General features: G+C 71.6%; 23 protein-coding genes, 1 tRNA gene and 1 pseudogene. 7 read left to right on the forward strand and 18 right to left on the reverse strand.

Going from position 1 to position 26,265, the window contains the following annotated elements; all coding sequences use genetic code 11:
* The first annotated feature begins 292 nt into the window (after positions 1-292).
* A complete protein-coding gene (locus tag EF918_RS02065) occupies positions 293-1,006 on the forward strand; it encodes an NADPH-dependent F420 reductase (protein WP_125639595.1) in 714 nt (237 codons plus the stop codon).
* Between the two features lie 104 nt (positions 1,007-1,110).
* A complete protein-coding gene (locus tag EF918_RS02070) occupies positions 1,111-1,410 on the forward strand; it encodes a DUF3303 family protein (protein WP_125639598.1) in 300 nt (99 codons plus the stop codon).
* 127 nt (positions 1,411-1,537) lie between these two features.
* Here the strand turns inward: EF918_RS02070 and EF918_RS02075 are convergent, their stop codons facing one another.
* Positions 1,538-2,041: a MarR family winged helix-turn-helix transcriptional regulator gene (locus EF918_RS02075; protein WP_260609712.1), complete on the reverse strand. Its 504-nt coding sequence runs from the start codon at positions 2,039-2,041 to the stop codon at positions 1,538-1,540.
* A gap of 107 nt (positions 2,042-2,148) precedes the next feature.
* Here EF918_RS02075 and EF918_RS02080 point away from each other — a divergent pair, with 107 nt between their 5' ends.
* Entirely contained in the window at positions 2,149-2,967 is an 819-nt protein-coding gene (locus tag EF918_RS02080) for an NAD(P)H-binding protein (RefSeq protein ID WP_125639601.1), read from the forward strand.
* 73 nt (positions 2,968-3,040) lie between these two features.
* On the opposite strand, the gene EF918_RS02085 is transcribed toward EF918_RS02080, so the two are convergent.
* From EF918_RS02085 to EF918_RS02100, 4 genes are all read right to left on the reverse strand, one after another.
* Positions 3,041-3,113, reverse strand: a tRNA-His gene (locus tag EF918_RS02085).
* A 96-nt stretch (positions 3,114-3,209) separates the two neighbouring features.
* Complete coding sequence (gene orn, locus EF918_RS02090; protein WP_125639604.1) at positions 3,210-3,812, reverse strand: oligoribonuclease; 603 nt, start codon at positions 3,810-3,812, stop codon at positions 3,210-3,212.
* A 135-nt stretch (positions 3,813-3,947) separates the two neighbouring features.
* On the reverse strand, positions 3,948-5,114 hold the full coding sequence (locus EF918_RS02095; RefSeq protein ID WP_125639607.1) for a helix-turn-helix domain-containing protein: 1,167 nt from the start codon (positions 5,112-5,114) through the stop codon (positions 3,948-3,950).
* Positions 5,115-5,488: 374 nt separating this feature from the next.
* A complete protein-coding gene (locus EF918_RS02100; protein ID WP_125639739.1) occupies positions 5,489-5,812 on the reverse strand; it encodes a hypothetical protein in 324 nt (107 codons plus the stop codon).
* A 395-nt stretch (positions 5,813-6,207) separates the two neighbouring features.
* Here EF918_RS02100 and EF918_RS02105 point away from each other — a divergent pair, with 395 nt between their 5' ends.
* Both EF918_RS02105 and EF918_RS02110 read left to right on the forward strand, forming a co-directional pair.
* Positions 6,208-6,738, forward strand: a complete 531-nt coding sequence (locus tag EF918_RS02105) for a universal stress protein (protein WP_125639610.1) — start codon at positions 6,208-6,210, stop codon at positions 6,736-6,738.
* Between the two features lie 97 nt (positions 6,739-6,835).
* Positions 6,836-7,402, forward strand: a complete 567-nt coding sequence (locus EF918_RS02110) for a GPR1/FUN34/YaaH family transporter (RefSeq protein ID WP_125639613.1) — start codon at positions 6,836-6,838, stop codon at positions 7,400-7,402.
* 95 nt (positions 7,403-7,497) lie between these two features.
* Here the strand turns inward: EF918_RS02110 and glmS are convergent, their stop codons facing one another.
* From glmS to EF918_RS02125, 3 genes are all read right to left on the reverse strand, one after another.
* Positions 7,498-9,315 (reverse strand): glutamine--fructose-6-phosphate transaminase (isomerizing), encoded by a 1,818-nt coding sequence (gene glmS / locus EF918_RS02115; protein WP_125639616.1) that lies wholly within the window; start codon positions 9,313-9,315, stop codon positions 7,498-7,500.
* Between the two features lie 35 nt (positions 9,316-9,350).
* Complete coding sequence (locus EF918_RS02120; protein ID WP_125639620.1) at positions 9,351-9,626, reverse strand: hypothetical protein; 276 nt, start codon at positions 9,624-9,626, stop codon at positions 9,351-9,353.
* 122 nt (positions 9,627-9,748) lie between these two features.
* Complete coding sequence (locus tag EF918_RS02125; protein WP_125639624.1) at positions 9,749-10,639, reverse strand: DUF4429 domain-containing protein; 891 nt, start codon at positions 10,637-10,639, stop codon at positions 9,749-9,751.
* 53 nt (positions 10,640-10,692) lie between these two features.
* Here EF918_RS02125 and EF918_RS02130 point away from each other — a divergent pair, with 53 nt between their 5' ends.
* Positions 10,693-12,318, forward strand: a complete 1,626-nt coding sequence (locus EF918_RS02130) for a beta-N-acetylhexosaminidase (RefSeq protein WP_125639628.1) — start codon at positions 10,693-10,695, stop codon at positions 12,316-12,318.
* Positions 12,319-12,442: 124 nt separating this feature from the next.
* Here EF918_RS02130 and EF918_RS02135 read toward each other — a convergent pair whose 3' ends face one another.
* From EF918_RS02135 to EF918_RS02180, 10 genes are all read right to left on the reverse strand, one after another.
* Complete coding sequence (locus tag EF918_RS02135; RefSeq protein WP_125639630.1) at positions 12,443-14,224, reverse strand: IucA/IucC family siderophore biosynthesis protein; 1,782 nt, start codon at positions 14,222-14,224, stop codon at positions 12,443-12,445.
* Positions 14,221-14,820: a GNAT family N-acetyltransferase gene (locus EF918_RS02140; RefSeq protein WP_125639633.1), complete on the reverse strand. Its 600-nt coding sequence runs from the start codon at positions 14,818-14,820 to the stop codon at positions 14,221-14,223. Before EF918_RS02140 ends, EF918_RS02135 begins: the two co-directional genes overlap by 4 nt.
* A complete protein-coding gene (locus EF918_RS02145) occupies positions 14,817-16,118 on the reverse strand; it encodes a lysine N(6)-hydroxylase/L-ornithine N(5)-oxygenase family protein (RefSeq protein ID WP_125639637.1) in 1,302 nt (433 codons plus the stop codon). The genes EF918_RS02140 and EF918_RS02145 overlap by 4 nt, the downstream gene beginning before the upstream one ends.
* Positions 16,102-17,583, reverse strand: coding sequence for an aspartate aminotransferase family protein (locus tag EF918_RS02150; protein WP_125639640.1), 1,482 nt, complete (start codon positions 17,581-17,583; stop codon positions 16,102-16,104). Before EF918_RS02150 ends, EF918_RS02145 begins: the two co-directional genes overlap by 17 nt.
* Before the next feature lie 149 nt (positions 17,584-17,732).
* Positions 17,733-18,632, reverse strand: a complete 900-nt coding sequence (locus EF918_RS02155; protein WP_125639643.1) for a siderophore-interacting protein — start codon at positions 18,630-18,632, stop codon at positions 17,733-17,735.
* Positions 18,633-18,638: 6 nt separating this feature from the next.
* Entirely contained in the window at positions 18,639-19,664 is a 1,026-nt protein-coding gene (locus tag EF918_RS02160) for an ABC transporter substrate-binding protein (protein WP_125639646.1), read from the reverse strand.
* Between the two features lie 132 nt (positions 19,665-19,796).
* On the reverse strand, positions 19,797-20,957 hold the full coding sequence (locus tag EF918_RS02165) for an acyl-CoA dehydrogenase family protein (protein ID WP_125639649.1): 1,161 nt from the start codon (positions 20,955-20,957) through the stop codon (positions 19,797-19,799).
* 7 nt (positions 20,958-20,964) lie between these two features.
* Entirely contained in the window at positions 20,965-21,945 is a 981-nt protein-coding gene (locus EF918_RS02170) for a hydroxymethylglutaryl-CoA lyase (RefSeq protein WP_125639652.1), read from the reverse strand.
* Positions 21,942-23,939: a biotin carboxylase N-terminal domain-containing protein gene (locus EF918_RS02175; RefSeq protein ID WP_125639655.1), complete on the reverse strand. Its 1,998-nt coding sequence runs from the start codon at positions 23,937-23,939 to the stop codon at positions 21,942-21,944. Before EF918_RS02175 ends, EF918_RS02170 begins: the two co-directional genes overlap by 4 nt.
* Before the next feature lie 14 nt (positions 23,940-23,953).
* Entirely contained in the window at positions 23,954-25,570 is a 1,617-nt protein-coding gene (locus EF918_RS02180) for a carboxyl transferase domain-containing protein (RefSeq protein WP_125639658.1), read from the reverse strand.
* A gap of 110 nt (positions 25,571-25,680) precedes the next feature.
* Between EF918_RS02180 and EF918_RS02185 the strand changes: the two are divergent.
* Positions 25,681-26,253, forward strand: a pseudogene (locus EF918_RS02185) (TetR/AcrR family transcriptional regulator); the annotation flags it as partial.
* Positions 26,254-26,265: the final 12 nt, after the last annotated feature.

Consider the following 26,265-nt stretch of genomic DNA (forward strand, 5'->3'; position numbering starts at 1 on the left):
GGCGCAAGCGACGGGGATGAGGGGGCGGCGGTCGCTGGCGTCGGGGGTCGCCGCCGTCGGCCGTCTTGCGGAATCGGCCGTACCTGCCACGCGTTCCGCCGGGGCACGGGCATCCTTGAGGGGCGTTGCCAAGGGCCCGCGGAAGGGCCCGTAGAAGGACCCGTACCGCCCGCGGGATCCGTAGCACCCACGGGATCCGTAGCACCCGCGGGACCCGTACCGCCCGCAGGACCCGTAGCACCCGCAGGACCCGTAGACCTGCCGACCGTCCCGACGAAGGGAACACCCCGTCATGCGTTTCGCCGTCCTCGGCACCGGGATCGTGGGCCGCACCCTTGCGGCCAAGCTCGACTCCCTCGGCCACGACGTGGTCATCGGCACCCGCGACCCGGCCGCCACCCTGGCCCGTACGGAGACCGGCCCGACCGGCGTCGGACCGTACGCGGCCTGGCAGGCGGAGCACGCCGGGATCCGGCTCGCCGGTTTCGCGGAGGCCGCCGCCCACGCCGACTGTCTGGTCAACGCCACGGCCGGGCAGGCCAGCATCGAGGCCCTGGCCGCCGCCGACGCCGCGCACCTCCAGGGCAAGGTGCTGCTGGACATCGCCAACCCGCTCGACTTCTCCCGCGGTTTCCCGCCCGGGCTGGACCCGGTGGACGACGACAGCCTGGGGGAGCGGATCCAGCGGACGTTCCCGGGGCTGCGCGTGGTGAAGACCCTCAACACCATGAACTGCCAGGTCATGGTCGATCCCGGGCGGGTCGCGGGCGAGCACCACGTCTTCGTGTCGGGGGAGGATGCCGACGCCAAGAAGACCGCGCGGGAGCTGCTGTACTCCTTCGGCTGGCCCGAGGCGAGCGTGCTGGACCTCGGCGGCATCGAGACCGCGCGCGGCACCGAGATGCTGCTGCCGATCTGGCTGCGGCTGATGGGCTCCCTCGGGCACACCGACTTCAACTTCCACATCCAGGGCGCCGGGGGGCCGGGCGCATGGGGCGGCCACTGAGGGGGCCACTGACGGGGCCGCCGAGGGGCGGCCACTGACGGGAGGCCAGATGTTGCCGGTGCCCGGGGGCCGCCCGAGGGTGGTCGTGACGGAAGGAGTCCCGCATGAGAGTCATGCTCCGGGCGCACATCGACACCCAGGCCGGCAACGAGGGCGTCAAGACCGGTGCGCTGCCGCAGGCCATGCAGCGGCTGACGGAGGCCGTCAAGCCGGAGGCCGCGTACTTCGGCCTGTCGGAGGGCGTGCGCTCCTGCTGGATGGTCTTCGAGATGACGGACAGCGCGAAGCTGCCGGCGCTGCTGGAGGACCTGTTCCTGCAGTTCGACGCGAAGATCGAGGTCGCTCCGGTGATGAACGCGGAGGAGCTGAGGAAGGGGCTGGCCGAGCTCCGCGCCTCGGGCTGAGGCGCGGCCCGGCCGTCGCCCGTCGCCCGCCGGCCGCGCCCGGCCGTGCCCGGCCGTGCCCGGCTGTCCCGGCCGTGCCCGGCTGTCCCGGCCGGGTCTCCGGGGCGGGTCTCCGGGGCGGGCGGGGTCAGGAGGGGGCGTCCTCGCCCGTGGTGAGGCGGTGGGCCTGGGCGCGGCCGACCTCGCGCGTGCGGTGGAGGTAGTCGGCGATGACGGCGAGTTCCTCGTCGGAGTAGGTGTCGAGGACCGCCCCGAAGGCCTGGGCCGGGGTGTCCCAGGCCTGGGAGATGCGGCTGCGGGCGGCCGGGGCGAGCGCCACGAGCGAACGGCGGCGGTCGCCCGGGTCGGAGTGGCGTTCGACGATCCCCGCCTTCACCAGGCGGTCGACCAGGCGGGTGGCGGAACCCGAGGTCAGGCCGGTGAGCCGGGCGATGTCTCCCGTGCTGACCGGCTCCTCCTCCAGGTCGAGCATGGCCACGCACTGCAGGTCGGTCGGGTGCAGGCCCACCGAGTCGGCCATGGCCTGGTTGAAGACCATGTAGTCCGCGTAATGGCGCTGGCTCTCCACGATGACCCGTGCCATCAGCTCGGCACGGGTCCATTCACCCGAACGGGGGGAGTTGGTTGACATCGGATGCTCCCATGCTCCAAATTTGTGTGCGTGACGCAGAGAGTGCGTTGCGAACAATCTGTGTCGTGGAGATTGTAGCCGCGATGCACGATCCGAGGGAGCTTTCCATGTCGATCCTCGTCACCGGCGGACGCGGCGCCGTCGCCCGAGGCCTCACCGCCCTGCTGACCGAGCGCGGGATCCCCTTCCGCCTCGGCTCCCGCGAGCCCGGCACGCCCGGCGCCGTCCACTGCGACCTGACCGACCCGGCCACCTTCCCGGCCGCACTCCACGGGATCCGGTCCGTCTTCCTCTACGCCGAGGCGGAGGCGGCCGACGCCTTCGTCAAGGAGGCCGTCGCCGCAGGCGTCGAGCACGTCGTCCTGCTGTCCTCCTCCAGCGTGCTCGCCGAGGACGCCGACAGTGCCCTGTCCGCCGCGCACCTCGCCGTCGAGCAGGCCCTGCTGGCCTCCCCGCTGACCGTCACGCTGCTGCGCCCCGGCGCCTTCGCCGCCAATGCCCGGGGCTGGGCCGGGGCCGTGAGGTCCGGTGTGCCGGTCCGACTGCCGTACCCCGGGGCGTATGCGGACCCGCTCCACGAGGCCGACCTCGCCGAGGCCGCCTTCGCCGTCCTGACCGACCCCGCCCTGGCCGGCGGCTCCTACACCCTCACGGGGCCGCAGTCGCTGAGCTTCGCCGCGCAGCTGGCGATCCTCGGCGATGTCCTCGGACGGCCGGTGCCGTTCGAGAGCGTCACGCCCGAGGAGTGGAAGGCCGGCGTGGAGGGCTATATACCGGGTCCTTACGCGGACGCCCTGCTCGCCTACTGGGCCGCCCAGGACGGCCTGCCCACCGAGATCACCGACACCGTCGAGCAGCTCACCGGTCACCCGGCCCGCAGCTTCGAGAGCTGGGTGCGGGAGCACGCCGCCGACTTCTCCGCCTGACGCGGGGGTGCCGGTGGCGCGGGGGAACGCAGAAGGCCCCGGTCCGCACGAAGCGAACCAGGGCCTCCACCAGGGTGAGTGACGGGACTCGAACCCGCGGCCACCTGGACCACAACCAGGTGCTCTACCAGCTGAGCTACACCCACCATGTCCGGTCGGTTTTCCGACCGGCCGAAGAAAAGGGTACAGGGTCCGGGAGGGTGCTCGCTCCCCCCTTTCCCGCCGACCCTCTCTCCGGGGGGTTACTCGGTGGGCAGGACGTGCTTGGCGGCGATGGACCTGGCGGTGTCCGAGTCCGGTCCGGGCTGCGGCACGAAGACGGCCTCGCGGTAGTAGCGCAGCTCGGCGATGGACTCCTTGATGTCCGCCAGCGCCCGGTGGTTGCCGTTCTTCGGCGGGCTGTTGAAGTAGGCGCGGGGGTACCAGCGGCGCGCCAGCTCCTTGATCGAGGAGACGTCCACGATCCGGTAGTGCAGATAGTCCTCCAGCGTCGGCATGTCCCGCAGCAGGAAGCCGCGGTCGGTGCCGACCGAGTTCCCGCACAGCGGCGCCTTGCCGGGCTCCTTCACGTGCTCGCGCACGTACGCCAGGACCTGGGCCTCGGCGTCGGCCAGGGTGGTTCCGCCGGCCAGCTCGTCGAGCAGGCCGGAGGCGGTGTGCATCTCGCGCACCACGTCGGGCATGGTCTCCAGGGCGGCGTCCGGCGGGCGGATCACGATGTCCACGCCTTCGCCGAGCACGTTGAGCTCCGAGTCGGTGACCAGCGCGGCCACCTCGATAAGTGCGTCGTCCGTCAGCGAGAGCCCGGTCATCTCGCAGTCGATCCACACCATGCGATCGTTCATGTGTCCCACCTTAGGGGACCCCCACGTCATCGGACCGGGCCCGACGGACCTTCGTCGCCCGGCAGACGCCCACGCACGAGGTCCCCGCGCCGGTGGTGGCCGGCGCGGGGACCTCGGTCCTCCGCGATGACGTGGTTACGCGTGCTCGCGCAGGGCACGGCCCGGGGCATACAGCTCGGTGACCGTGGGACCGGTCGCGGCCAGGGCCGCCGCCGCCCGCTGGGGCTGCGGAGTGCGCTGGTGCGGCACCGGGTTCCCGGAGATGTCCGGGACGCTGTCGCCCTGGGGGCGGCGCGCCCGGTAGGCCGAGCGGTAGGCCGCGGGCGAGGAGCCCAGCTGCCGCCGGAAGTGCCCGCGCAGGGCGACCGGCGAGCGGAAGCCACAGCGTCCGGCGACCTCGTCGACCGAGTAGTCGGAGGTCTCCAGCAGCCGCTGTGCCTGGAGCACCCGCTGGGTGATCAGCCACTGCAGCGGCGCGCTGCCGGTCAGCGAGCGGAAGCGGCGGTCGAAGGTCCGCCGGCTCATGTACGCCCGGGCGGCGAGCGTCTCCACGTCGAACTGCTCGTGGAGGTGCTCAAGGGCCCATGCGACGACCTCGGCCAGCGGGTCGGCGCCGATCTCCTCCGGCAGCGACCGGTCGAGATACCGCTCCTGCCCGCCCGTGCGCCGCGGCGGGACGACGAGCCGGCGGGCCAGGGCCCCGGCCGCCTCGCTGCCGTGGTCGGTGCGCACGATGTGCAGGCACAGGTCGATTCCGGCCGCGGTGCCCGCGGAGGTCAGCACGTCGCCGTCGTCCACGAACAACTCGCGCGGATCGACATGGACCGACGGGTACCGCTTGGCCAGCGTCGGCGCGTACATCCAGTGCGTCGTCGCGGGCCGCCCGTCGAGCAGGCCGGCGGCGGCGAGCACGAAGGCCCCCGTGCACAGCCCGACGATCCGGGCGCCCTCCTCGTGCGCCAGACGCAGGGCGTCCAGTGCCTCCGGAGGTGGCGGCGATGTGATCGAGCGCCAGGCCGGAACGACGACCGTGCCTGCCCGGGCGATCGCCTCCAACCCGTACGGCGCGGTCAGTTCGAGTCCGCCGGTGGTCCGCAGTGGACCGTCCTCACCGGCGCACACGAGCAGTCGGTAGCGTGGAACTCCCGCGTCCTGCCGGTCAATGCCGAACACGGAGAGTGGAATGGAACTCTCGAAGATCGGACCGCCGCTGAAGAGCAGCACCGCGACAATCTCCCTGCGGCGGCGCCCCGCGAGCTTCCGGCCGGCGTCCGTGACGACGGCGGTGGAGTCCTGGCTCATGGCGCTAAGCCCCCCTTGGGTGTCGCGACTCCTTGGTCTGGTCGCACCTGCACGTTTCCCCTCGGCCTTGCACGTGTCCCCCGCCGTAAATACATGATCGAATCTACTGCGTCGCGTGGTGTCGGCGTGACAAGTTCAGCACGCACCGCTATGTCGACTTGGCAACTTGGCGAAAAGCATTCGATCAGGAAGCGTTCCACTCCGCGACCTTGGTGGGAAGTGCGCCTTCCGCCTGTGGCCAGTACGCATAGGGTCACCACGCCCCCCTTGATCCGTCGTCGCTGGTGGTGGCGGGGTCGGGTGGACATTCCGGCAACGGTTGCCACGGATGGTGAAGTTGGCTGAAAACATGCGGGAGCGGGTGTGCGAACCGGTCAGTCGTGGGGGGAGATCCCGCCGGACCCGTGGCATCCGCGGTGCGCGCCGGCGCCCGTGCGGGAGTGCCGGCCGCGGTGTCCGGGAGCCGACTGCTCGGCGGCGAGCAGCCGTCCCGCGGCGCGTTCGGCCTTCTCGGAGTGCCGCAGCATCACCCGGCACGCGGCCGTCACGGCGACCAGGCCCAGGGTCGCCACCGCGGCCCCGCCGAAGGAGGTCCCGTAGACGACCAGCACCACCGGGACCAGCAGGCAGCTGAATGCCGCCCAGCGCACCACGTCACCCGCAGGGTCGTCCTGCGGACGCCGGTGAGGGGAGTGCACGGACGGGTGAACGGAGTGACGGGCGGCGTGATGGGCGGACGGCGTCGGCTGGGCGGACTGGCCGGGATGGACCGGACGACCGGACACGGCGTGCTCCCTGCGGGCTCTGGCGGGCTGGCACCTCTGGGGCTGCTGACTCCTGGTCCAACGCGGCGCCAGGGGCCCCGGTCACTGCGCGCACGGGTGGCTCGTCACTGGCTGTAGGGGCCAGCGGCCATTGCCAAGGCGGCCCCTCTCATGCATGCTCCCTGGGACGCTCTCCAAGGGCCACAAGCCCTGTGCAGGACAGGAGTGTCGCCGTACCCTGGTGGGTAAAGGCCTGGGAAGATGCTTCCCGGACGCACGTTCCGTCACCCTCCGTTGCCGAATACTGAGGACTCTTCGCCGAGACACCCATGGCCGGTCACGAATTTCCCGAACCCGCGCACCGCAAGCGCAAGCGCCTCGCCGACCCCGTGTCGGCCGATCTGCGTGCGGTGGAAGAAGCACGCCACCCGTGCGACCCGGCCTTCCGGCACGGTGTCGTCGTCGGCTTCGACGGCTCGACCTCCAGTGAACGTGCCCTGGCCTACGCGATCGGGATGGCCCGCCGCTCCGGCTCCGGTCTGATCATCGTGCACGTGGCCAACCGGCTGCCGACCACCGTGTGGGCGGGCTGTGAGCCGCCCGTCTTCGTGGACGTCCCCGACCACCGCACCGAGGTCCTGGGGCTGGAGCTGGCCTGCGCCGACTACCTGGCCGAGGTCCCGTGGATCCTCGTCGAGCGCGGCGGGGACATCTGCCACGAGTTGGAGGAGGTCGGTCGCGAGTACTCGGCCGACGCCATCGTGGTCGGTTCCACTCACGGCATCGTGGGGCGGATTTTCGGCTCCGTGGCCGGCCGGCTCGCCAAGCGCGCCCAGCGTCCGGTCGTTGTCATTCCGTGACCGGTCGATCGCTCATTGTGCGGTTGTGCCCTCATGTGAAGGGTACATAAGAGTCGCTGGGTAGCAGCACAAAACTGCAGATCGAAGGGAGCCCGCCGTGGACAATGACGTCACCGCGGGAAGCAAGGCCTCCACGTCGACCCTGGGGAACCTGGCCCTGGGTCTCACCCTCCTCGCGTTCGGAATCGGCCACACCGGAGTGATCAGCGGGGTCTCCGCGGCGGATTCCGTTTCCCTCGCCACCTTTGTCGGTGGCATCGCCCTGTTCCTCCTCGGACTCCTGGAGTTCCGCGGCGGCAACGGCTTCAACGGCACCGCCTTCGCCGGTCTCGGCGCCTTCTGGTTCACCTGGGCCAGCGGAGCCGGGGACAAGGTGTCGCACCACGCCGCCGGAACGTTTCTGGTGCTCTTCGCGTTGCTCGCCCTGACCCTCGCGGTGAGCGCGCCGGGCGGGCTGTTCGGCCAGGGCGTCCACGGGCTGCTGTTCCTGGCCCTGCTCCTGCTGGCGACAGGCGCGTTCCTCGACAACGGCGCACTCGGCAAGGCCGGCGGCTGGGTGGCGGCGGTCACCGGGCTGCTCGCCTGGTACGGCACCACGGCGGCGCTCGCCGGCTGGCCCACGGCACTGGGCCGGGCCTCCGGCCGGGCGGTCGCCGCGAGCTGACCCGCCTTCCGGGGCACTGCGCGGCCAACGGGGAGAACGGTGACGGCCCCTCGTGCGAGGACGCACGAGGGGCCGCATCATGTCCGGCGGGCCGACTACTCGACCGTGACCGACTTCGCCAGGTTGCGCGGCTTGTCGATGTCCCGGCCCAGGGCCAGGGCGGTGTGGTACGCCAGCAGCTGGAGCGGGATGCCCATCAGGATCGGGTCCAGCTCGTCCTCGTTCTTCGGCACGACGATGGTGTGGTCGGCCTTCTCCTGCTCGCGGTGGGCGACCGCCAGGATCCGGCCGCTGCGGGCCTTGATCTCCTCCAGCGCCGCCCGGTTCTTCTCCAGCAGGTCGTCGTCGGGGACGATCGCCACGGTGGGCAGCGAGGGCTCGATCAGCGCCAGCGGGCCGTGCTTGAGCTCGGACGCGGGGTAGGCCTCGGCGTGGATGTAGGAGATCTCCTTCAGCTTGAGGGAGGCCTCCAGGGCGACCGGGTAGCCGCGGACCCGGCCGATGAACATCATCGACTTGGCGTCGGCGTACTGCGCCGCCAGCTTCTTGATGTCCTCCTCGCCGTCCAGGATCTCCTGGATCTGGGCGGGCAGCCGGCGCAGGCCCTCGATGATCCGCTTGCCGTCGGTGACCGACAGGTCCCGGATGCGGCCGAGGTGCACGGCCAGCAGCGCGAAGGCGACGACGGTGTTGGTGAAGCACTTGGTGGACACCACGCAGACCTCGGGGCCGGCGTGCACGTAGACGCCGCCGTCGGCCTCGCGGGCGATGGCCGAGCCGACCACGTTGACCACGCCGAGGACGCGGGCGCCCTTGCGCTTGAGCTCCTGCACCGCGGCCAGCACGTCGTAGGTCTCACCGGACTGCGAGACGGCGATGTAGAGGGTGTCGGGGTCCACGACCGGGTTGCGGTAGCGGAACTCCGACGCCGGCTCGGCGTCGGCCGGGATCCGCGCCATGCCCTCGATCAGCGAGGCGCCGATCATGCCGGCGTGGTACGAGGTGCCGCAGCCGAGGATCTTGACCCGGCGGATGCCACGGGCCTCGCGCGGGTCCAGGTTCAGGCCGCCGAGGTGGACGGTGTTGAACCGGTCGTCGATCCGGCCGCGCAGCACGCGGTCGACCGCGTCGGGCTGCTCGGAGATCTCCTTGTGCATGTAGGTGTCGTGGCCGCCCATGTCGTAGGAGGCGGCCTCCCACTCCACGGTCTCCGGGGTGGCGGTGGTCGACGTACCGCTGGTGGTGTACGTACGGAAGTCCTCGGCCCGCAGGGTGGCCATCTCGCCGTCGTTCAGGGTGACGACCTGGCGGGTGTGGGCGATCAGGGCGGCGACGTCGGAGGCGACGAGCATCTCCTTCTCGCCGATGCCGAGGATGACCGGGGAGCCGTTGCGGGCGACGACGATGCGGTCGGCGAAGTCGGCGTGCATGACGGCGATGCCGTAGGTGCCCTCGATGACCTTGAGCGCCTCGCGGACCTTCTCCTCCAGGCTGGCGGCCTGGGAGCGGGCGATCAGGTGCGTGATCACCTCGGTGTCGGTCTCGGACGCGAAGACCACGCCCTCGGCCTCCAGCTTGGCGCGCAGCTCGGCGGCGTTGTCGACGATGCCGTTGTGGACGACGGCGACCTTGTTCTCGGGGTCCAGGTGCGGGTGCGAGTTGATGTCGCTGGGCGCGCCGTGGGTGGCCCAGCGGGTGTGGGCGATGCCGGTGGTGCCCGCGAAGCGCTTGGGGACGCGCGCCTCCAGGTCCCGGACCCGGCCCTTCGCCTTGACCATCTTCAGCGCGCCGGACTTCGGGCTGTTGACGACGATGCCCGCGGAGTCGTACCCGCGGTACTCCAGCCGCTGCAGGCCTTCCAGCAGCAGCGGTGCCACGTCACGCTTGCCGATGTAACCGACGATTCCGCACATAGAGTTGCCCCTCCTGTATGTCCCTGTCCTGCGGCTCAGCCGTAGACGATGCGGCGCAGCTGGCGGAGCGAGAGCTCCGCGGGCGCCACGGCGCGGTGCGGCAGTTCCGCCGCGATCCGCTCGAAGATCTCGGTGTTGACCGCCCCGCCGGACTGCAGCTCGCGGTGGCGGCGGCGGACGAACTCCTCGGTCGTCTCGTCGAAGTACGCCAGCACGTCGAGCACCACCCGGACGGCCTCCCCGCGCTGGAGCGCGGTGCTGCGCACCAGGTGGTCGACAAGATCGTCATACGACGGGCGGCGGTCGAGCACCCGTAGATAGTGACGTCTGGGGCCCCGGAACGCAAAGATCCTGCCCGATTCCGGGCAGGATCCCTCTGGTCTGGACCAGAAAGCGGGCGCGAACGCGTCACGCAGGGGGCCGGAGGGGAGGCTCAGAACCGCCGCAGCACGGCCTGCTTCGCCGCCGAGAACTCGTCGGCGGTCAGGACCCCCGACCGGTGCAGCTCCCCGAGCTCGCGCAGCCGGCGCAGCAGGGCGTCGTGGTCCTCCCCGGCGGCCGGCGCGGACGCGGGCCCCTTCGCCAGCTCGTGCACCGGGGCCGCCTCGACCGGCGCCGGCGCCGAAGGGTGCGGCAGCCGGGCCAGCACGGCCGCCGCCACCAGGGCCATCAGCGGGTCCTTCTTGAACCCGAAGAGCTCCACGGCGTGCGGGTCGTACTTGGGGTCCGGCGCGGAGGAGGTGCTGTTGGCCAGGGTGAAGCGGAGGTAGCCGTTCTCCAGCCCCACCGCGGGGAACCACTCCACCGCCTTCAGGTCCTCCACCCCGAAGCTGCGCGGGCCCCCGGAGCTCTTGGCCTCCTCCGTCTTCCAGTTCCAGGTCAGGGTGATGCGGCTGCCGTCGAAGGCGGCCGTGCCGTCCCCGGCGCCCGCGGTGATCGGGACCGCCGGGCCGGGCAGCAGGTAGCGCCCGGCCGGGCCGGCGTCCACCTGGTCCAGCAGCAGGGCGTTGCGCACCTCGTCCACGAAGTACTCCGCGACCCCGGTCCGGTCCGACTCCACCGTCAGCACGTACGGGTCCGAGGCCTCCGCCAGCCGCCCGGCCGTCACCTGGAGCAGCGGGTCCGCCCCGTCACGCAGCCGCAGCCGCAGCCGTCCGGCCTTGCGGCCCGGCTCGTGACTGATCCCCGCCAGTGCCTGCAGCGGTACGGTCACCGCGCCCAGCGTCTGCCGCAGCAGACCGACGCTCTTGTCCCGGCCCGGCACGATGTGCACCGCGTCCCCGTCGAAGGTCCACGTACCGTCCTTCTGGATGATTTCCGCCATCCACGCATTCTCCCAAAGCCCCGGGCAAGGGAGTTGACCTATATCTGGGCTCCATGAGAGTCCTGCGCACCTGCGCCGTCCTGCTGGCCCTCGCCGCCACCCTCTCCTGCACGGCCGCCCGCGGCGCCGGCCACGACGGGCGCTCCGGTGACGACGGACGCCCCGGCGAAGGGCGTTCCGCCGGCCCGCGCCGGGTCGCCGAGCTCGGGCCCTACGAGCGGCTGCTGCCCGCCCCGCTCGGCGCGCAGGGCGGCGGCCCCGGCTACGCCCTCGCCCCCGGCACCGTGATCCGCACCCCGGTCGGCGACCGGGAGGTGCGCCGGACCGGTGAGCGGCTGGCCGGGGAGCTGCGCGCCCGCAGCGGTTTCCCGCTGCCGGTGGTCGACGGCACCGAGGGCGGCGGCGTCGTGCTGCGGCTCGACCGGGCCGAGGACACCGCGGGCCTCGGCGAGGAGGGCTACCGGCTGGAGACCACGGCGCGCGCGGTCACCCTCACCGCCCGCACCCCCGCCGGCCTGTTCCACGCCGTGCAGAGCCTGCGCCAGCTGCTGCCGGCGCCCGGGGCGCCGGCCGTGGTGCCGGGCGGACGGATCACGGACGCGCCACGGTTCGCCTACCGCGGGGCGCTCCTGGACATCGCCCGGCACTTCTTCACCGTGGAGCAGGTCGAGGCCTACGTCGACCAGCTCGCCCAGTACAAGATCAACACGCTGCACCTGCACCTGACCGACGACCAGGGCTGGCGCCTGGACATCGCCTCCTGGCCGCGGCTGGCGGCGTACGGCGGCGCGAGCGAGGTCGGCGGCGGACCCGGCGGCGCGTGGAGCAAGGAGGACTACCGCCGGCTGGTGGCCTACGCCGCCGAGCGGTACGTCGAGGTGGTCCCCGAGATCGACATGCCCGGCCACACCAACGCCGCCCTCGCCTCCTACGCGGAGCTGACCTGCGACGGCAAGGCCCCGGCCCGCTACACCGGCATCAAGGTCGGCTTCAGCTCGCTGTGCGTGGCCGCGGAGCGCACGTACGACTTCGTCGACGACGTCCTGCGCGAGGTCGCCGAGCTCACCCCGGGCCGCTACCTGCACATCGGCGGGGACGAGGCGCATGCGACGAAGCCGGCGGACTACGCGGCGTTCATGGACCGGGCGCAGCAGGTGGTGGCCCGGTACGGCAAGACGGTCGTGGCCTGGCACCAGCTCGCCGGGGCCAGGCCCGCGCCGGGGGCCGTCCTCCAGTACTGGGGCCACGACCGCACCCCGGCGGCGGACAAGGCCGCGCTGGCCGAGGCGGTCCGCAGGGGCCACCGCCTGATCCTCTCCCCGGCGGACCACGCCTACCTCGACATGAAGTACGACAGCGCCACCGGGCCGGGCCTGGCCTGGGCGGGCTACGTCCCGGTGCGACGGGCGTACTCCTGGGACCCGGGCGCGCACCTGCCGGACGTACCGGAGTCGGCGGTCCTCGGGGTGGAGGCCGCCCTGTGGACGGAAACGGTGGCGACGGTCCCGGACCTCCACCACCTGGCCTTCCCCCGGGCCCTGTCCCTGGCAGAACTCGCCTGGTCCCCGGCCACGTCCCACGACTGGCCCACCCACCGCCTCCGCCTGGCCGCCCAGTCCCGCCGCCTCACGGCCCAGGGCATCGCCTTCTACCGGTCACCGGAGGTGCCGTGGGAGTAGGCGCTCCGGCCCCCGGGCATGACTGTGCCCGCGAAGGGGGCCAGTCAGGGCTTCGCGGGCACAGGGGGGACGGGCGCGGGGTTCCGAGGGACCGTTTCAGGACACCGCGCGCCCGTCCCCTTGATCACCGTCGCGCGTAGGGCGCGACGGGGTTCTTGAGGGTGCCGATCAGCTGGAGCGCGGCGGACGGGTCGGCGAGGTCGACCATCTGCTTGTTGTTGCGCAGCTGCAGGCGGTTCAGGCAGGAGAGCTGGAACTCCTCCGCGAACAGGTCGTAGCGGGCGAAGCGGTCCGCCAGGGCCGGGACGGAGTCCTGGTAGGCGTGGGCGCAGTCGGCCACGGCCCGCCAGAAGGTGTCCTCCTCGCAGATGCCCTCGGAGACCAGGATCGAGCCGAGGAAGCGGAAGAAGCAGTCGAAGACGTCGGTGAAGATCGACAGCAGCTTCATGTCCTCCGGGATGTCGGCGCGGATGCGCTCGACCGCCGGCGGGAGGACCGCCTCGGGGTCCATGACCACGATCTCCTCGGCGATGTCCTTGAAGATCGCCCGCTGCACCACGCCGTCCCGCAGGACCAGGATGGTGTTCTCGCCGTGCGGCATGTACGCCAGGTCGTAGGCGTAGAAGCAGTGCAGCAGGGGGAGCAGGTACGCGTTCAGGTACGAGCGCAGCCACTCCTGCGGGGTCAGCCCCGACTCCTCGATCAGCGCGCCGACGAACGAGCGGCCGTCGGCGTCCAGGTGGAGCAGGGACGCCATGGTGGCCAGGCGCTCGCCCTCCGCGAGGGAGTTCACCGGGGACTCGCGCCACAGGGCCGCCAGCATCTTGCGGTAGGGGGAGTAGCGGTCGGTCGCGCGCTCGTACTGGCGGTGGTGGTAGCCGATGGCCGCCCGCTCGCGGATGATCGAGAAGCCGACCGACCGCAGGACCTCGTCGCCCTCGACGAGCTGGTGCAGCCAGTCGTTGATGGCGGGCGTGGCCTCCATGTAGGCCGCCGACAGGCCCCGCATGAAGCCCATGTTGAGGACCGAGATCGCGGTCTTCACGTAGTGCTTGGTGGGCGTGGTGGTGTTGAAGAACGTACGGATCGACTGCTGCGGCAGGTACGCGTCCTCGCCCTCGCCCAGCAGCACCAGCCGGCGGCTCGCGATCTCGGCGGCGAAGGTGACGGTGGTCTTGTTCCACCACTGCCAGGGGTGGACCGGGAAGAAGTGGTAGTCCGCCGGGTCCAGGTCCAGGGCGCGCAGTTTCGCCGCGAAGCCGTCGACCGCCGCGTCGCCGAGCTCGGCGCGCAGGAACGAGTCGTGGTCCAGGCCCGAGCCCGCGGTGAAGGTGGAGACGTCCTTGTGGGCGGCCGTCCACACCAGGTGCACCGGGCTCGCGGCCTCGGGGGCGTACGCGAGGTACTCGTGGACACCGAAGCCGAGGCGGCCGTTGTTGGCCACGAAGCAGGGGTGGCCCTCGGTCATGCCGGTCTCGATGTCCTGGAAGGAGGACTTGGCGAGCACCGCGGCCGGGACCTGCTCCTTGGTGTACTTGAACGCGGAGCCCGCCAGGGTGGAGGAGATCTCCTCCAGGTAGACCGGCAGCACCTCGGCGCTCAGGCCCAGGCTGTCCTTGAGCTCGATGTGGAAGTCGAGCGCGTCCAGCGGCCGCTCGGCCCCGTCCTTGTGCCGGGTGATCGAGGCCGCGTCCACGGCCCAGTGGTCCAGGGCGTGCCGGGCGGCGGCGAAACGGTACTCCACGCTGCCGTCGTCGCTGCGGACGGCGTACGTGCCGTCCCCGAGGTCCTGCGGGGTCAGCAGGCGCTCGTGCGCGAACTCGGCCAGCGCCTTGCGGACCAGGGCGCGGTTGGCGCGTGCCCACAGCTCGGGGGAGAGGTGGGTGACGGCGTCGGTGAGGCTCATGCCGACACCTCCGCGCTGCCCGCGGCGAAGATGCCGGTGGCGGCCTCGAACCGGTCCCGGGTGCAGAAGGACAGCAGCGCCGCCTTCTCCGGCTTGCGGACCTCGCGCTCGGGAACGAAGCCCACGGCCTCGTTCAGGGCGTGCACGGCGGTGTTGCGGACGTCCGGCTCGACGACGACACGGCGCGTGGCCGGGTCCTCGAACAGGCTCGCCATCACCGTGGTGATCACGGCGCGGGTGAAGCCGGACAGCGGGGTGTCGGTCGGGGCGACCAGGAAGTGCATGCCGACGTCGCCGGGCTCGGCGTCGTACAGGCCGACCAGCTCCAGCCGGCTCGGGTCGTACTTCTCCATCAGGAAGGCCGGCCGGCCCTCGTGCAGGCCGATGAACGCCTCGTGGTGCTCGGCCGCCGCGATCTCCATGTAGGCGCGCTCCACGTCGGGGAGGGAGGCGTCCTGCATCATCCAGAACGTGGCCTTGGGGTGGGTGACCCAGCCGTGCAGCAGCTCCGCGTCCTCGAAGGGGTCCAGCGGGCGTATCGCGAAGGTGCCGAGGACCTCGTCCTGGCGCGTGTAGAGGATGTCGGTGGTGCTCATGCCAGGGTGCCTTCCGGGGCGGCGAACTGCTGGAACGCGATGGACTTCTCGACCTTGTAGTACTCGCGGCCGAGCAGCTCGGCGACGATGAAGGCGTTGCGGTACGCCGCCATGCCCAGGTCGGGCGAGGTGATCGAGTGGTTGTGCGTCGTGCCGTTCTGCAGGTAGACCGCACGGCCGGTGGTGTCGACGCTGTAGTTGCGGGCGGCGTCCAGACGGCCGTGGCCGTCGAAGTTCAGCCGCTCGCGCACCGGGGCGAGGAACTGCGGCACCTGGTACTTGTAGCCGGTGGCCAGCACCAGCCCCTCGGTGGTCAGCGAGAAGTCCCGCTCCTGCTCCTCCTGGCGCAGCCCGAGGGTGTACGTGCCGGTGGTGGTGTCGTACGCGGCGCTGTGCAGGGCGGTGTTGGTCAGCAGGGTGGTCGGGACGGGCCCGTCCATGGTGACCTTCTTCTGGTAGAGCAGGTCGAAGATCGCGTTGATCAGCTCGCCGTCGATGCCCTTGAAGAGGTTCTTCTGCTGGGTCTCCAGCCGGTAGCGGGTGTCCTCGGGCAGGGCGTGGAAGTAGTCCACGTACTCCGGTGAGGTCATCTCCAGCGTCAGCTTGGTGTACTCCAGCGGGAAGAACCGCGGGGAGCGGGTGACCCAGTTGAGCCGGTAGCCGTGGGTGTCGATCTCGGACAGCAGATCGTAGTAGATCTCGGCCGCGCTCTGCCCGGAACCCACCAGGGTGATCGACTTCTTCTGCTGGAGCTCCGCCCTGTGCTGCATGTAGGTGGAGTTGTGCAGGTAGTCGCCGCCGAGGCCGGTGCAGGCGTCCGGCACGTACGGCGGGGTGCCGGTGCCCAGGATCAGCCGGCGGGCGCGGTGGGTGTCGCCGCGGTCGGTGCGGACCTCGTACAGCTCGCCCTGCTCGTCGTAGGTGACCTCGGTGACGGTCGTGGAGTACAGGACGTTGTCGAGGCGGTCGGCGGCCCAGCGGCAGTAGTCGTTGTACTCGGTGCGCAGCGGGTAGAAGTTCTCGCGGATGTAGAACGAGTACAGCCGGTCCTTGTCCTTCAGGTAGTTGAGGAAGGAGAAGGGCGAGGTGGGGTCGGCCAGGGTGACCAGGTCCGACATGAAGGGCGTCTGGAGGTGGGCGCCGTCCAGGAACATCCCCGCGTGCCACTCGAAGTGCGGCTTCGACTCGATGAAGAGACCGTCCAGCTCCTCGATCGGCGCGGTCAGGCAGGCGAGCCCCAGGTTGAACGGGCCGAGGCCGATGGCGATGAAGTCGTGGGTCTCACGAGGCGAAGGCAAGGGATTCTCCCAGGTACTGCTCGGCGTGTGCGGCGAGGAGGTCGAGGACGGCGGCGATGTCGGCCGTCGTGGTCTGCGGATTGAGGAGGGTGAACTTCAGGTACTGGTCGCCGTCCACCTTGGTGCCCGCCACCACGGCCTCACCGGAGGCGAACAGGGCCTTGCGGGCGTGCAGGTTGGCCTCGTCGACCAGGTCGCGGCGGACCTCGCCCGGCGGCACGAAGCGGAAGACCAGCGTGGACAGCTGCGGCCGGACGACGACCTCGAAGCGCGGGTCGGCGTCGATGAGCTTCCAGCCCTCGGCGGCCAGTGCACAGACCTCGTCGAAGAGCGAGCCGACGCCGTCGGCGCCCATCACGCGCAGGGTCATCCACAGCTTGAGGGCGTCGAACCGGCGGGTGGTCTGGATGGACTTGTCCACCTGGTTGGGGATGCGCTCCTCGGCCATGCGCCGCGGGTTGAGGTAGTCCGCGTGGTACGTGGCGTGCTTGAGGGTGTCGCGGTCGCGGACCAGCACGGCGCTGGAGGAGACCGGCTGGAAGAAGGACTTGTGGTAGTCGACCGTGACCGAGTCGGCGAGCTCGATGCCGTCCAGGAGGTGCCGGCGGGTGGGGGAGACCAGCAGGCCGCAGCCGTAGGCGGCGTCCACGTGCATCCACGCGGAGTGCTCGGCGGCCAGGCGGGCGATCTCGGGGAGCGGGTCGATGGACCCGAAGTCGGTGGTGCCGGCGGTGGCGACCACGGCCATCGCGAACAGGCCCTCGCGCGCGCAGTTCTCCAGCTCCAGGGCGAGCGCGGCGGTGTCCATCCGCTTGGTGCGGTCGACCGGGACGGGGATGACGGCCTCGTAGCCCAGGCCCAGCATGGCGGCCGACTTCTTCACGCTGAAGTGGCTGGCCTCGGAGGCGAAGATGCGCAGCTTGGGCAGCACCTCGGACTTGGGCAGCTCCCGCTCGCTGTTCTTCATCACCAGGCGGCAGGCCTCGTCGCGGGCGAGCAGCAGGGCGTGGAAGTTGGACTGGCTGCCGCCGGAGGTGAACACGCCGTCGGCGCCGGGGCCGAGACCGATGCGCTGGGCGGTCCAGTCGATCAGCCGGCGCTCGATGAGGGTGCCGCCGATGGACTGGTCCCAGGTGTCGAGGGAGGAGTTGACGGCGGAGAGGACGGCCTCGCCGAGCACGGCCGGGATGACGACCGGGCAGTTGAGGTGGCCCAGGTAGCGCGGGTGGTGGAAGTAGACCGCGTCGCGCAGGTAGACCTCCTCCAGCTCGTCGAGGACCGCGGCCGGGTCGTTCAGGGGCCGGTCGAGGTCGATCCCGGCGATGGCGGGGGCCAGTTCGTCGACGGATATGCCCGTGTGGGGCTTGTCGGTGGACGCGAGTTTCGCGGCCACGCGTTCGACGCCCTCGGTGACGCAACGCCGGTAGTCGTCAGCGGTCGTGTCATTGAGCAGATGCGAACGCATCAACAGTTCCTCCGGGCAGGCAAGAGGTGGGGGTGACTTGCGAGGCTTAGGTTAGCCTAACCTAACTACAAATCCCAAACGAAGAGCCCCGGCGCCGTGCCGGGGCTCTTCGGGTGAAACTGTCTGAAAATGCTCGCTCAACTGCCGCGCTACAGCGCGGAGTCGGGCTCCTCGCTCGGCGCCTGGCCGGCGTACGCCTCGGCGAGCAGCTGCTCCTCGCTGGCGCCGAGCCGCCAGTACCCGGTGAACCGCACCGAGCGCCGGTCGATGGAACGTTCCTGCACCAGATGGCGGCGGACCGCCCGTACGGTGCCGGCCTCGCCCGCGACCCAGGCGTACGGGGCCTGCGCGGACGGCAGTTCCGCCGCGCGCAGCACGTCCAGCACCCGCTGGGTGCGGCCGGGCCCGGTGTCCTCACGGACGATCCAGGTGATGTCCGCGTCCTCGGGCGCGGCCAGTTCCAGCCGGTCGTCGGCGTGCGGCACCTCGAACCAGGCGGTGACCCGCGCGTCCCGGGGCAGCCGCTCCAGGATGGCGGCGGCCGCCGGCAGCGCGGTCTCGTCGGCGTACAGCACCGTCAGGTCCGCAGTGGCCGGCCGCTGGAAGCGGACCGACTTGTTCTCGGCCACGGCGGGGCCGATGGCCATGATGCGCATGCCCGGCTCGGCCCGGCCCGCCCAGTGCGCGGCCGGCGAACCGGCCCCCTCCGCGGCGGCGTTCCCGCTGGGGTCCTCGTGCAGGACGAAGTCGATGTCGACCTCGACCCCTCCCGCCTCCGTACGGCGCTGCGCGCGCACGGTGTACGAACGCATCACCGGGCGCTCGGCGTCCGGCACGCCCCGCCAGGCCGCGAACCAGGTGTCCTCGTCCGTGGACGGGAGCACCGTGTCCTTCTGGTGCGGCAGCGGCAGGAAGAGCGACAGGCTCTGGTCGAAGCCGCCCGAGCGGAAGTCCGCGAGGGACTCACCGCCGAAGGTGACGCGCAGGAACGAGTGCCCGAGCCGCCGGGTGCGCACGACGTCCAGGTCGAAGAACATGAAGTCGGCCATGGTGGGTCAGCTGACCTTCTTGGCCTTCTCGACCGCGGCGGCGAGGTCCTCCAGCAGCTGCGCGCACTTGTCGTACGAGAAGATCGGCTCGGTGACGCGGGAGACGACCTGGCCCGCCTTGACGGCCGGCAGACCCGCCCAGGTGGGCTTGCCGGCCTTGAGCTCGGCGTCCTGGAGGGTGCCGGTGCGGTTGTCGAGCATGATGAGGTCGGCCGGGTACTTGCCGGCGTTCTCCCAGGACAGCTCCTCGAAGAACCCCTCGGCGTTCGGGGTCGGCTCGACGAAGGTCAGGCCCAGCTCCTGGAAGTACTTGGTGTCGGCGCTCATCTTCGGCACCGAGACGTAGAACAGCTCGGCGGAGCCGGAACCGATCAGGACCTTCAGGCCGGGGTTGGCCTTCGCGGCGGAGCGCAGGCGCTCGGCGGCCTTCTCGAAGCGCGCCTTGGCGGAGGCGACGGCCGGTGCCTTGAGATCGGCGCCCAGGGACTCGGCCAGCGCGGCGTGCCGGGCGATGGCGTTCGGGACGGTGGTGTCCGGGCCGGCGAAGAGCATGGCGCTCGGCGCCATGCCGAGGATCTTGTCCTTGGACTCGGCCGGGACGTACCACGGGTCGTCCTTGACCCACATGTTGGTGACGAGGAGTTCGGGGTTCAGGGCCGCGTACTTCTCGATGTTGAACTCGCCGTACACGTTGCCGATGATCTCGACCTTGGAGATGTCCATCGAGCCGGCCTGCACGTCGGCCTTGCCGTCGGCGGTCCGGGTCGGGCCGAAGACGCCCTTGACCTTGATGCCGAAGTCGTACAGCGCGGCGGCCGTACCGACGAAGGCGACGATGTTCTTCGGGGTCGACTTGGCGGTCACGTCCGTGCCGCGGTCGTCCTTGAAGCTCCAGGCCTTGCCGTCGCCGCCGCCCTTGCCCGAGCCCTCTTTCTTGTCACCGCAGGCGGCCAGGGCGCCGCCGAGGGCGAGGACGCCGCCCGCGGCGAGGATGCCGCGACGGGTGAGGAGGTTCGCTCGGGACTGGGGCATGTCGGTGTCCGCTTTCGTACGTTGCCGGGGCGGCTTTCAGCCGTTCGGGACGAAGGTTAGCCTAACCTCAGATCGCCGAGTAAGGGGGGCCTAAGTAACGCCCCGGCATCGATCACGGAAGGCCGGCGGACGTCAGCCGGAGAAGCCGAGTTCGCGTGCGATGAGCATGCGCTGGACCTCGCTGGTGCCCTCGCCGATCTCCAGGATCTTGGAGTCGCGCCACATCCGGGCCACCGGGTACTCGTTCATGAAGCCGTACCCGCCGTGGATCTGCGTGGCCTCACGGGCGTTGTCGACCGCGACGGTGGAGGAGTACAGCTTCGCGATCGCCGCCTCCTTCTTGAACGGCTCCCCGTGCACCAGCCGGGAGGCCGCGTCGCGCCAGCCGATCCGGGCCATGTGCGCCCGCATCTCCATGTCCGCCAGCTTGAACTGGATGGACTGGTTCTCGCCGATCGGACGGCCGAACGCCTGCCGCTCCCGGGCGTACTTGACCGACTCGTCCACACAGCCCTGCGCCAGGCCCGTGGCCAGCGCCGCGATGGCGATCCGGCCCTCGTCCAGGATCCGCAGGAACTGCGCGTACCCGCGGCCCTCCTCGCCCACCAGGTTCTCCAGCGGCACCCGGACGTCGTCGAACGACAGCTCCCGGGTGTCGGAGGCGTTCCAGCCGACCTTGGAGTACGGGGCCGCCACCGTGAAGCCGGGGGTGCCGGACGGCACGATGATGGAGGAGATCTCCGGACGGCCGTCGTCCTTGCGGCCGGTCACGGCGGTGACGGTGACCAGACCGGTGATGTCCGTACCGGAGTTGGTGATGAAGCACTTCGAGCCGTTGATCACCCACGCGTCGCCGTCCTTGACGGCGGTGGTGCGGGTGCCGCCCGCGTCGCTGCCGGCGCCCGGCTCGGTCAGCCCGAACGCGCCCAGCATCTCGCCCGAGCACAGCTTGGGCAGCCACTGCCGCTTCTGCTCCTCGGTGCCGAAGCGGTACAGCGGCATGGCGCCCAGCGAGACGCCCGCCTCCAGGGTGATGGCCACCGAGGAGTCGACCCGGGCCAGCTCCTCCAGGGCGATGCCCAGCGCCAGGTAGTCGCCGCCCATGCCGCCGTACTCCTCGGGGAACGGCAGGCCGAACAGGCCCATGCGGCCCATCTCGCGGACGATCTCGTACGGGAACTCGTGCCGCTCGTAGAAGTCGCCGATCTTCGGCGCGACGACGTCGTGCGCGAACTCCTCGACGGTACGGCGGAGTTCCTCGTGCTCGGGGGTGAGCCGGTGGTCGAGGGTCATGACGGGGCTACTCCTTGTGGGAGAGGGCGCGGACGGTACGGGAAGGGCTGGGCCGGCCCAGCTGTTCGGCCATCCACACGCTGGTGGCGGTGAGGGCGGCCAGGTCGACCCCGGTCTCGATGCCGAGGCCGTCGAGCATCCACACCAGGTCCTCGGTGGCGAGGTTGCCGGTGGCGCTCTTGGCGTACGGGCAGCCGCCGAGGCCGCCCGCGGAGGCGTCCACGGTGGTCACCCCGTGCTGGAGGGCGGCCAGGGTGTTGGCCAGGGCCTGCCCGTAGGTGTCGTGGAAGTGCACCCCGATGCGGTCGGTGGTGACCCCTGCCTCGTTCAGCCCGGACAGGAGGGTCTGCACGTGCCCGGGGGTGGCGACGCCGATGGTGTCGCCCAGGCTCAGTTCGTCGCAGCCGAGGTCCAGCAGCGCCTTGGCGACGCGGACCACCTGGTCCACGGGGACCGGGCCCTCCCACGGGTCGCCGAAGCACATGGACAGGTAGCCGCGCACGTGCACCTTGTCCTCCTTCGCCCGCGCGACCACCGGCTCGAACATGGCGAGCGACTCCGCCACGGTCCGGTTCAGGTTGCGGGCGGCGAAGGTCTCGGTGGCCGAGCCGAACACGGCGATCCGGCTCGCGCCCAGGGCCAGCGCCCGCTCCAGCCCGCGCTCGTTGGGCACGAGCACCGGCAGGGCGACATGGCCGAGGTCGGTCAGCCGGGGCACCAGTTCCTCGGCGTCGGCGAGCTGCGGCACCCAGCGGGGGTGGACGAAGCTGGTGGCCTCGATCGTGGTCAGGCCGGCGGCGGCGAGGCGGTGGATGAACTCCGCCTTCACCTCGGTCGGCACCGCGGTCTTCTCGTTCTGCAGGCCGTCGCGGGCGCCGACCTCGTGGATCCGCACCCGGGCCGGCAGGCCGGCCGCGGGCACGGTCATCGGCAGGCCGTTGCGGGGCGCGCCGTTCCCGGGCGGGCCGTTCTCGGGCAGGCCGGTCATTGCTCCTCCTCGGGGGTGACCACGGCCAGCACCTGGTCCATGGCCACCGTGGTGCCGGGGGTGACGTCGAGCTCGGTGACGGTGCCGGCGTGCGGGGCGGAGATGACGTGCTCCATCTTCATGGCCTCGACCACCAGCAGGCTCTGCCCGGCCGCCACCTTGTCGCCGACGGCCACCTTCACCACCGTGACGGTGCCGGGCATGGGGGCGGCCAGGGTGTCGGCGCCGGAGTGCCCGCGGCCGCCGAGGCCCGCCTCGACCGGGTCGTACGTCTGGACGTGCCAGGAGTCCCCGTCGCGGCCCAGCCAGAGCCCCTCGGGGGAGGGGACGTGGGCGAAGCGGTGGGTGACGCCCTCCAGTTCGACGGTGAGCCGGTCGGCGGTGCGGTCCACGATCCGGCCCCGGACCGGGGCCGCGCCCTCCGGGGCGAGCTCCAGCTCCTGGCCCCGGCGTCGGCTGCGGACGGTGACCGGGTCCTGGCCGGGGACGCGGAAGTGGTGGACCGTCCAGGCCGGGGTGCCGCCCAGCCGCCAGCCGTCGGCGGCGCCGAACGGGTCGGCCCAGCCCGCGGCCGGGGCACCGGCCTGCGCGGTGGCCAGCAGCGCCGCGGCGGCGTACACCTCCGCCGGGACGCCCTCGGGGAGCAGCGCCGCCAGGTCCCGCTCGACCAGGCTGGTGTCCATGTCGCCGGAGACGACGGCCGGGTGGGCCAGCAGCCGGCGCAGGAAACCGGTGTTGGTCTGCACGCCCAGGATCACCGTGTCCGCCAGCGCCGCGCGCAGCGACCGCAGGGCCGCGGCCCGGTCCGGTCCCCACGCGATGACCTTCGACAGCATCGGGTCGTACGTGCTGCCGGTGTCCACGCCCGCCGCCAGACCGGAGTCCGTGCGGACGGTGTCCGAGGCCGGCTCGGACAGGGCGAGCACCCGGCCGCCGGAGGGCAGGAAGCCGCGCGCCGGGTCCTCGGCGCAGATCCGCGCCTCGATCGAGTGCCCGTCCAGCCGGACGTCCTGCTGCCCGAACGCGAGCTTCTCCCCGGCCGCGACCAGCAGTTGCTGCTCCACCAGGTCCAGCCCGGTGATCCGCTCGGTGACCGGGTGCTCCACCTGGAGGCGGGTGTTCATCTCCATGAAGTAGTACGAGGAGGGGTCACCGCCCGGCACGATGAACTCCACCGTGCCCGCGCCGACGTAGCCGCACGAGCGGGCCGCGTTCACCGCCGCCTCGCCCATCGCCGCCCGCAGCTCCGGGGTCAGCAGCACCGACGGGGCCTCCTCCACCACCTTCTGGTGGCGGCGCTGGAGCGAGCACTCGCGCTCGCCCAGGTGCACCACGGTGCCGTGGGCGTCGGCGAGCACCTGGATCTCGATGTGCCGGGGGCGGTCGACCCACCGCTCCACCAGCAGCGTGTCGTCGCCGAAGGAGGACCGGGCCTCGCGGCGGGCCGCCGCGATCTCCTCGCCCAGCAGGGCGGCGTCGCGCACCAGGCGCATGCCCTTGCCGCCGCCGCCCGCCGAGGGCTTGAGCAGCACGGGCATGCCGATCTCCGCGGCCGCGGCGGCGAGTTCGGCGTCGCTCAGGCCGCTGCCCGAGGAGCCGGGGACGACGGGCACGCCCGCCGCCCGGACCGTCTCCTTGGCCCGGATCTTGTCGCCCATCAGCGAGATCGCGGCGGCCGGCGGGCCGATGAAGGCGAGACCGGCGTCCGCGCAGGCCCGGGCGAACTCGGCGTTCTCGGCGAGGAACCCGTATCCGGGGTGGACGGCCTCGGCGCCGGTGCGCCGGGCCGCGTCGATCAGCTTGGGGATCGACAGATAGCTCTCGGCCGCGGCGGCCGGGCCGATCCGGACGGCCGTGTCCGCCTCCCGTACGTGCCGGGCGTCGGCGTCGGCGTCGCTGAACACGGCGACCGAACGGACGCCCAGTGCGCGCAGGGTCCGGACGACCCGGACCGCGATCTCGCCACGGTTGGCGACAAGGACAGTGCTGAACATCTTCTTCGCGTCCCTCACATCCGGAAGATGCCGAAGCCGGGCTCGCCCAGCGGGGCGTTGGCGCATGCGGTCAGGGCGAGACCCAGGACCTGCCGGGTCTCCAACGGGTCGATGACCCCGTCGTCCCAGAGCCGGGCGGTGGCGTAGTACGCGTTGCCCTGCTCCTCGTACTGGGCGCGGATCGGCGCCTTGAAGGCGTCCTCCTCGTCGGCCGACCACTCCTGGCCGGCGCCCTCGATCTGGTCGCGCTTGACCGTGGCCAGCACGGACGCGGCCTGCTCACCGCCCATGACGGAGATCTTGGCGTTGGGCCACATCCACAGGAAGCGGGGGCTGTACGCCCGCCCGCACATGGAGTAGTTGCCCGCGCCGTAGGAGCCGCCGACCACGACGGTCAGCTTGGGCACCCGGGTGCAGGCCACGGCCGTGACCATCTTGGCGCCGTGCTTGGCGATGCCGCCGGCCTCGTAGTCGCGGCCGACCATGAACCCGGAGATGTTCTGCAGGAACAGCAGCGGGATGCCGCGCTGGTCGCACAGCTCGATGAAGTGCGCGCCCTTCTGGGCGGACTCGGAGAACAGGATGCCGTTGTTGGCGACGATGCCGACCGGGTGGCCGTGGATCCGGGCGAAGCCGGTGACCAGCGTGGTGCCGAACTCGGCCTTGAACTCCTGGAAGCGGGAGCCGTCCACGATCCGCATGATGATCTCGCGGGCGTCGTACGGGGTCCGGGAGTCGACCGGGACCGCGCCGTACAGGCCGTACGGGTCCACCTTCGGCTCCTCGGCCGGCTCCACCGGCCAGGGCAGGGCCCCGCGCTCGGGCAGGGTCGCCACGATGTTCCGTACGATCCGCAGCGCGTGGGCGTCGTCCTCGGCGAGGTGGTCGGTGACGCCCGAGGTCCGCGCGTGCACCTCGCCGCCGCCGAGCTCCTCGGCCGTGACGACCTCACCGGTCGCGGCCTTCACCAGCGGCGGGCCGCCCAGGAAGATCGTGCCCTGGCCGCGCACGATGACGGCCTCGTCGCTCATCGCGGGGACGTACGCGCCGCCGGCGGTGCAGGAGCCGAGGACGGCGGCGATCTGCGGGATGCCCGCGCCGGACATGCGGGCCTGGTTGTAGAAGATCCGGCCGAAGTGCTCGCGGTCGGGGAAGACCTCGTCCTGCATCGGCAGGAAGGCGCCGCCGGAGTCGACCAGGTAGAGGCAGGGGAGACGGTTCTCCAGGGCCACCTCCTGGGCCCGCAGGTGCTTCTTGACCGTCATCGGGTAGTAGGTGCCGCCCTTGACGGTGGCGTCGTTGGCGACGATCACGCACTCGCGTCCGCTGACCCGGCCGATGCCCGCGATCACCCCGGCGGCGGGGGCAGCGCCCCCGTACATGCCCTCGGCGGCCAGCGGGGCCAGCTCCAGGAAGGGGGAACCGGGGTCGAGGAGGGTGTCCACGCGGTCCCGGGGGAGGAGCTTGCCGCGGGCGGTGTGCCGGGCGCGGGCCTTCTCGCCGCCGCCCAGGCGGGCCGCGTCGAGGCGGGCGCGCAGGCCCTGGGCGAGCTCCTGGTGGGCGGCCTCGTTGGCCCGCCAGGCCTCGGACGCCGGGTCGGCGGTGCTGTGGAGCACCGGTGCCTGCTGCATCGCTGTCGAGCTCCCTTGCTCGTGCTGTTCGTACACCTGGGTTAATCACCGTTAACGCGTACGGGCATCAGGTTAACGAGCGCTAACGGCCCTGTCTAGAATGGATTGCCATGAGCAGCAGAGCCGTCGCCCCCACCCGTCGTGAGCAGATCCTGAGCGAGGCCGCGCGCCTCTTCGCCGAGCGCGGGTTCCACGGGGTGGGGGTGGACGAGATAGGTGCCGCCGTGGGCATCAGCGGGCCCGGGCTCTACCGGCACTTCGCGGGCAAGGACGCCATGCTGGCGGAGCTGCTCGTGGGCATCAGCGAGCGGCTGCTGACCGGTGGGCGGCACCGGGTGGCGGAGGCCGCCGGGGACCCGGCGGCGGTCCTGGCCTCCCTCATCGACGGGCACATCGACTTCGCCCTGGACGACCGGGCGCTGATCACCCTCCACGACCGGGAGCTGGACCGGCTGCGCGCGGACGACCGCAAGCTGGTGCGCCAGCTCCAGCGGCAGTACGTCGAGCTGTGGGTGGAGGTCGTGCGCACCCTGCACCCGACCGCCGGCGAGGCCCAGGCCCGGGTGGCCGTGCACGCGGTCTTCGGCCTGCTGAACTCCACCCCGCACCTGGGCTCGCTGGGCCGGGAGGCGACGGAGTCGCTGCTGCGGCGGCTGGCGCACGGGGCGTTCGGGGCGCTGACGGGCCGAGCTGCG

Source organism: Streptomyces sp. WAC06614, assembly GCF_003949795.1.
Classification (GTDB): domain Bacteria; phylum Actinomycetota; class Actinomycetes; order Streptomycetales; family Streptomycetaceae; genus Streptomyces.

Bases quoted from the DNA above. Each gene is read 5' to 3' on its own strand.
- EF918_RS02105 (WP_125639610.1), top strand. From the start codon at position 6,208: ATGGCCGGTCACGAATTTCCCGAACCCGCGCACCGCAAGCGCAAGCGC.
- EF918_RS02135 (WP_125639630.1), bottom strand. From the start codon at position 14,224: ATGAGCCTCACCGACGCCGTCACCCACCTCTCCCCCGAGCTGTGGGCA.
- EF918_RS02130 (WP_125639628.1), top strand. From the start codon at position 10,693: ATGAGAGTCCTGCGCACCTGCGCCGTCCTGCTGGCCCTCGCCGCCACC.
- EF918_RS02165 (WP_125639649.1), bottom strand. From the start codon at position 20,957: ATGACCCTCGACCACCGGCTCACCCCCGAGCACGAGGAACTCCGCCGT.
- EF918_RS02180 (WP_125639658.1), bottom strand. From the start codon at position 25,570: ATGCAGCAGGCACCGGTGCTCCACAGCACCGCCGACCCGGCGTCCGAG.
- EF918_RS02080 (WP_125639601.1), top strand. From the start codon at position 2,149: ATGTCGATCCTCGTCACCGGCGGACGCGGCGCCGTCGCCCGAGGCCTC.
- EF918_RS02170 (WP_125639652.1), bottom strand. From the start codon at position 21,945: ATGACCGGCCTGCCCGAGAACGGCCCGCCCGGGAACGGCGCGCCCCGC.
- orn (WP_125639604.1), bottom strand. From the start codon at position 3,812: ATGAACGATCGCATGGTGTGGATCGACTGCGAGATGACCGGGCTCTCG.
- EF918_RS02155 (WP_125639643.1), bottom strand. From the start codon at position 18,632: ATGGCCGACTTCATGTTCTTCGACCTGGACGTCGTGCGCACCCGGCGG.
- EF918_RS02070 (WP_125639598.1), top strand. From the start codon at position 1,111: ATGAGAGTCATGCTCCGGGCGCACATCGACACCCAGGCCGGCAACGAG.
- EF918_RS02075 (WP_260609712.1), bottom strand. From the start codon at position 2,041: ATGTCAACCAACTCCCCCCGTTCGGGTGAATGGACCCGTGCCGAGCTG.
- EF918_RS02140 (WP_125639633.1), bottom strand. From the start codon at position 14,820: ATGAGCACCACCGACATCCTCTACACGCGCCAGGACGAGGTCCTCGGC.
- EF918_RS02150 (WP_125639640.1), bottom strand. From the start codon at position 17,583: ATGCGTTCGCATCTGCTCAATGACACGACCGCTGACGACTACCGGCGT.
- EF918_RS02160 (WP_125639646.1), bottom strand. From the start codon at position 19,664: ATGCCCCAGTCCCGAGCGAACCTCCTCACCCGTCGCGGCATCCTCGCC.
- glmS (WP_125639616.1), bottom strand. From the start codon at position 9,315: ATGTGCGGAATCGTCGGTTACATCGGCAAGCGTGACGTGGCACCGCTG.
- EF918_RS02095 (WP_125639607.1), bottom strand. From the start codon at position 5,114: ATGAGCCAGGACTCCACCGCCGTCGTCACGGACGCCGGCCGGAAGCTC.
- EF918_RS02125 (WP_125639624.1), bottom strand. From the start codon at position 10,639: ATGGCGGAAATCATCCAGAAGGACGGTACGTGGACCTTCGACGGGGAC.
- EF918_RS02175 (WP_125639655.1), bottom strand. From the start codon at position 23,939: ATGTTCAGCACTGTCCTTGTCGCCAACCGTGGCGAGATCGCGGTCCGG.
- EF918_RS02065 (WP_125639595.1), top strand. From the start codon at position 293: ATGCGTTTCGCCGTCCTCGGCACCGGGATCGTGGGCCGCACCCTTGCG.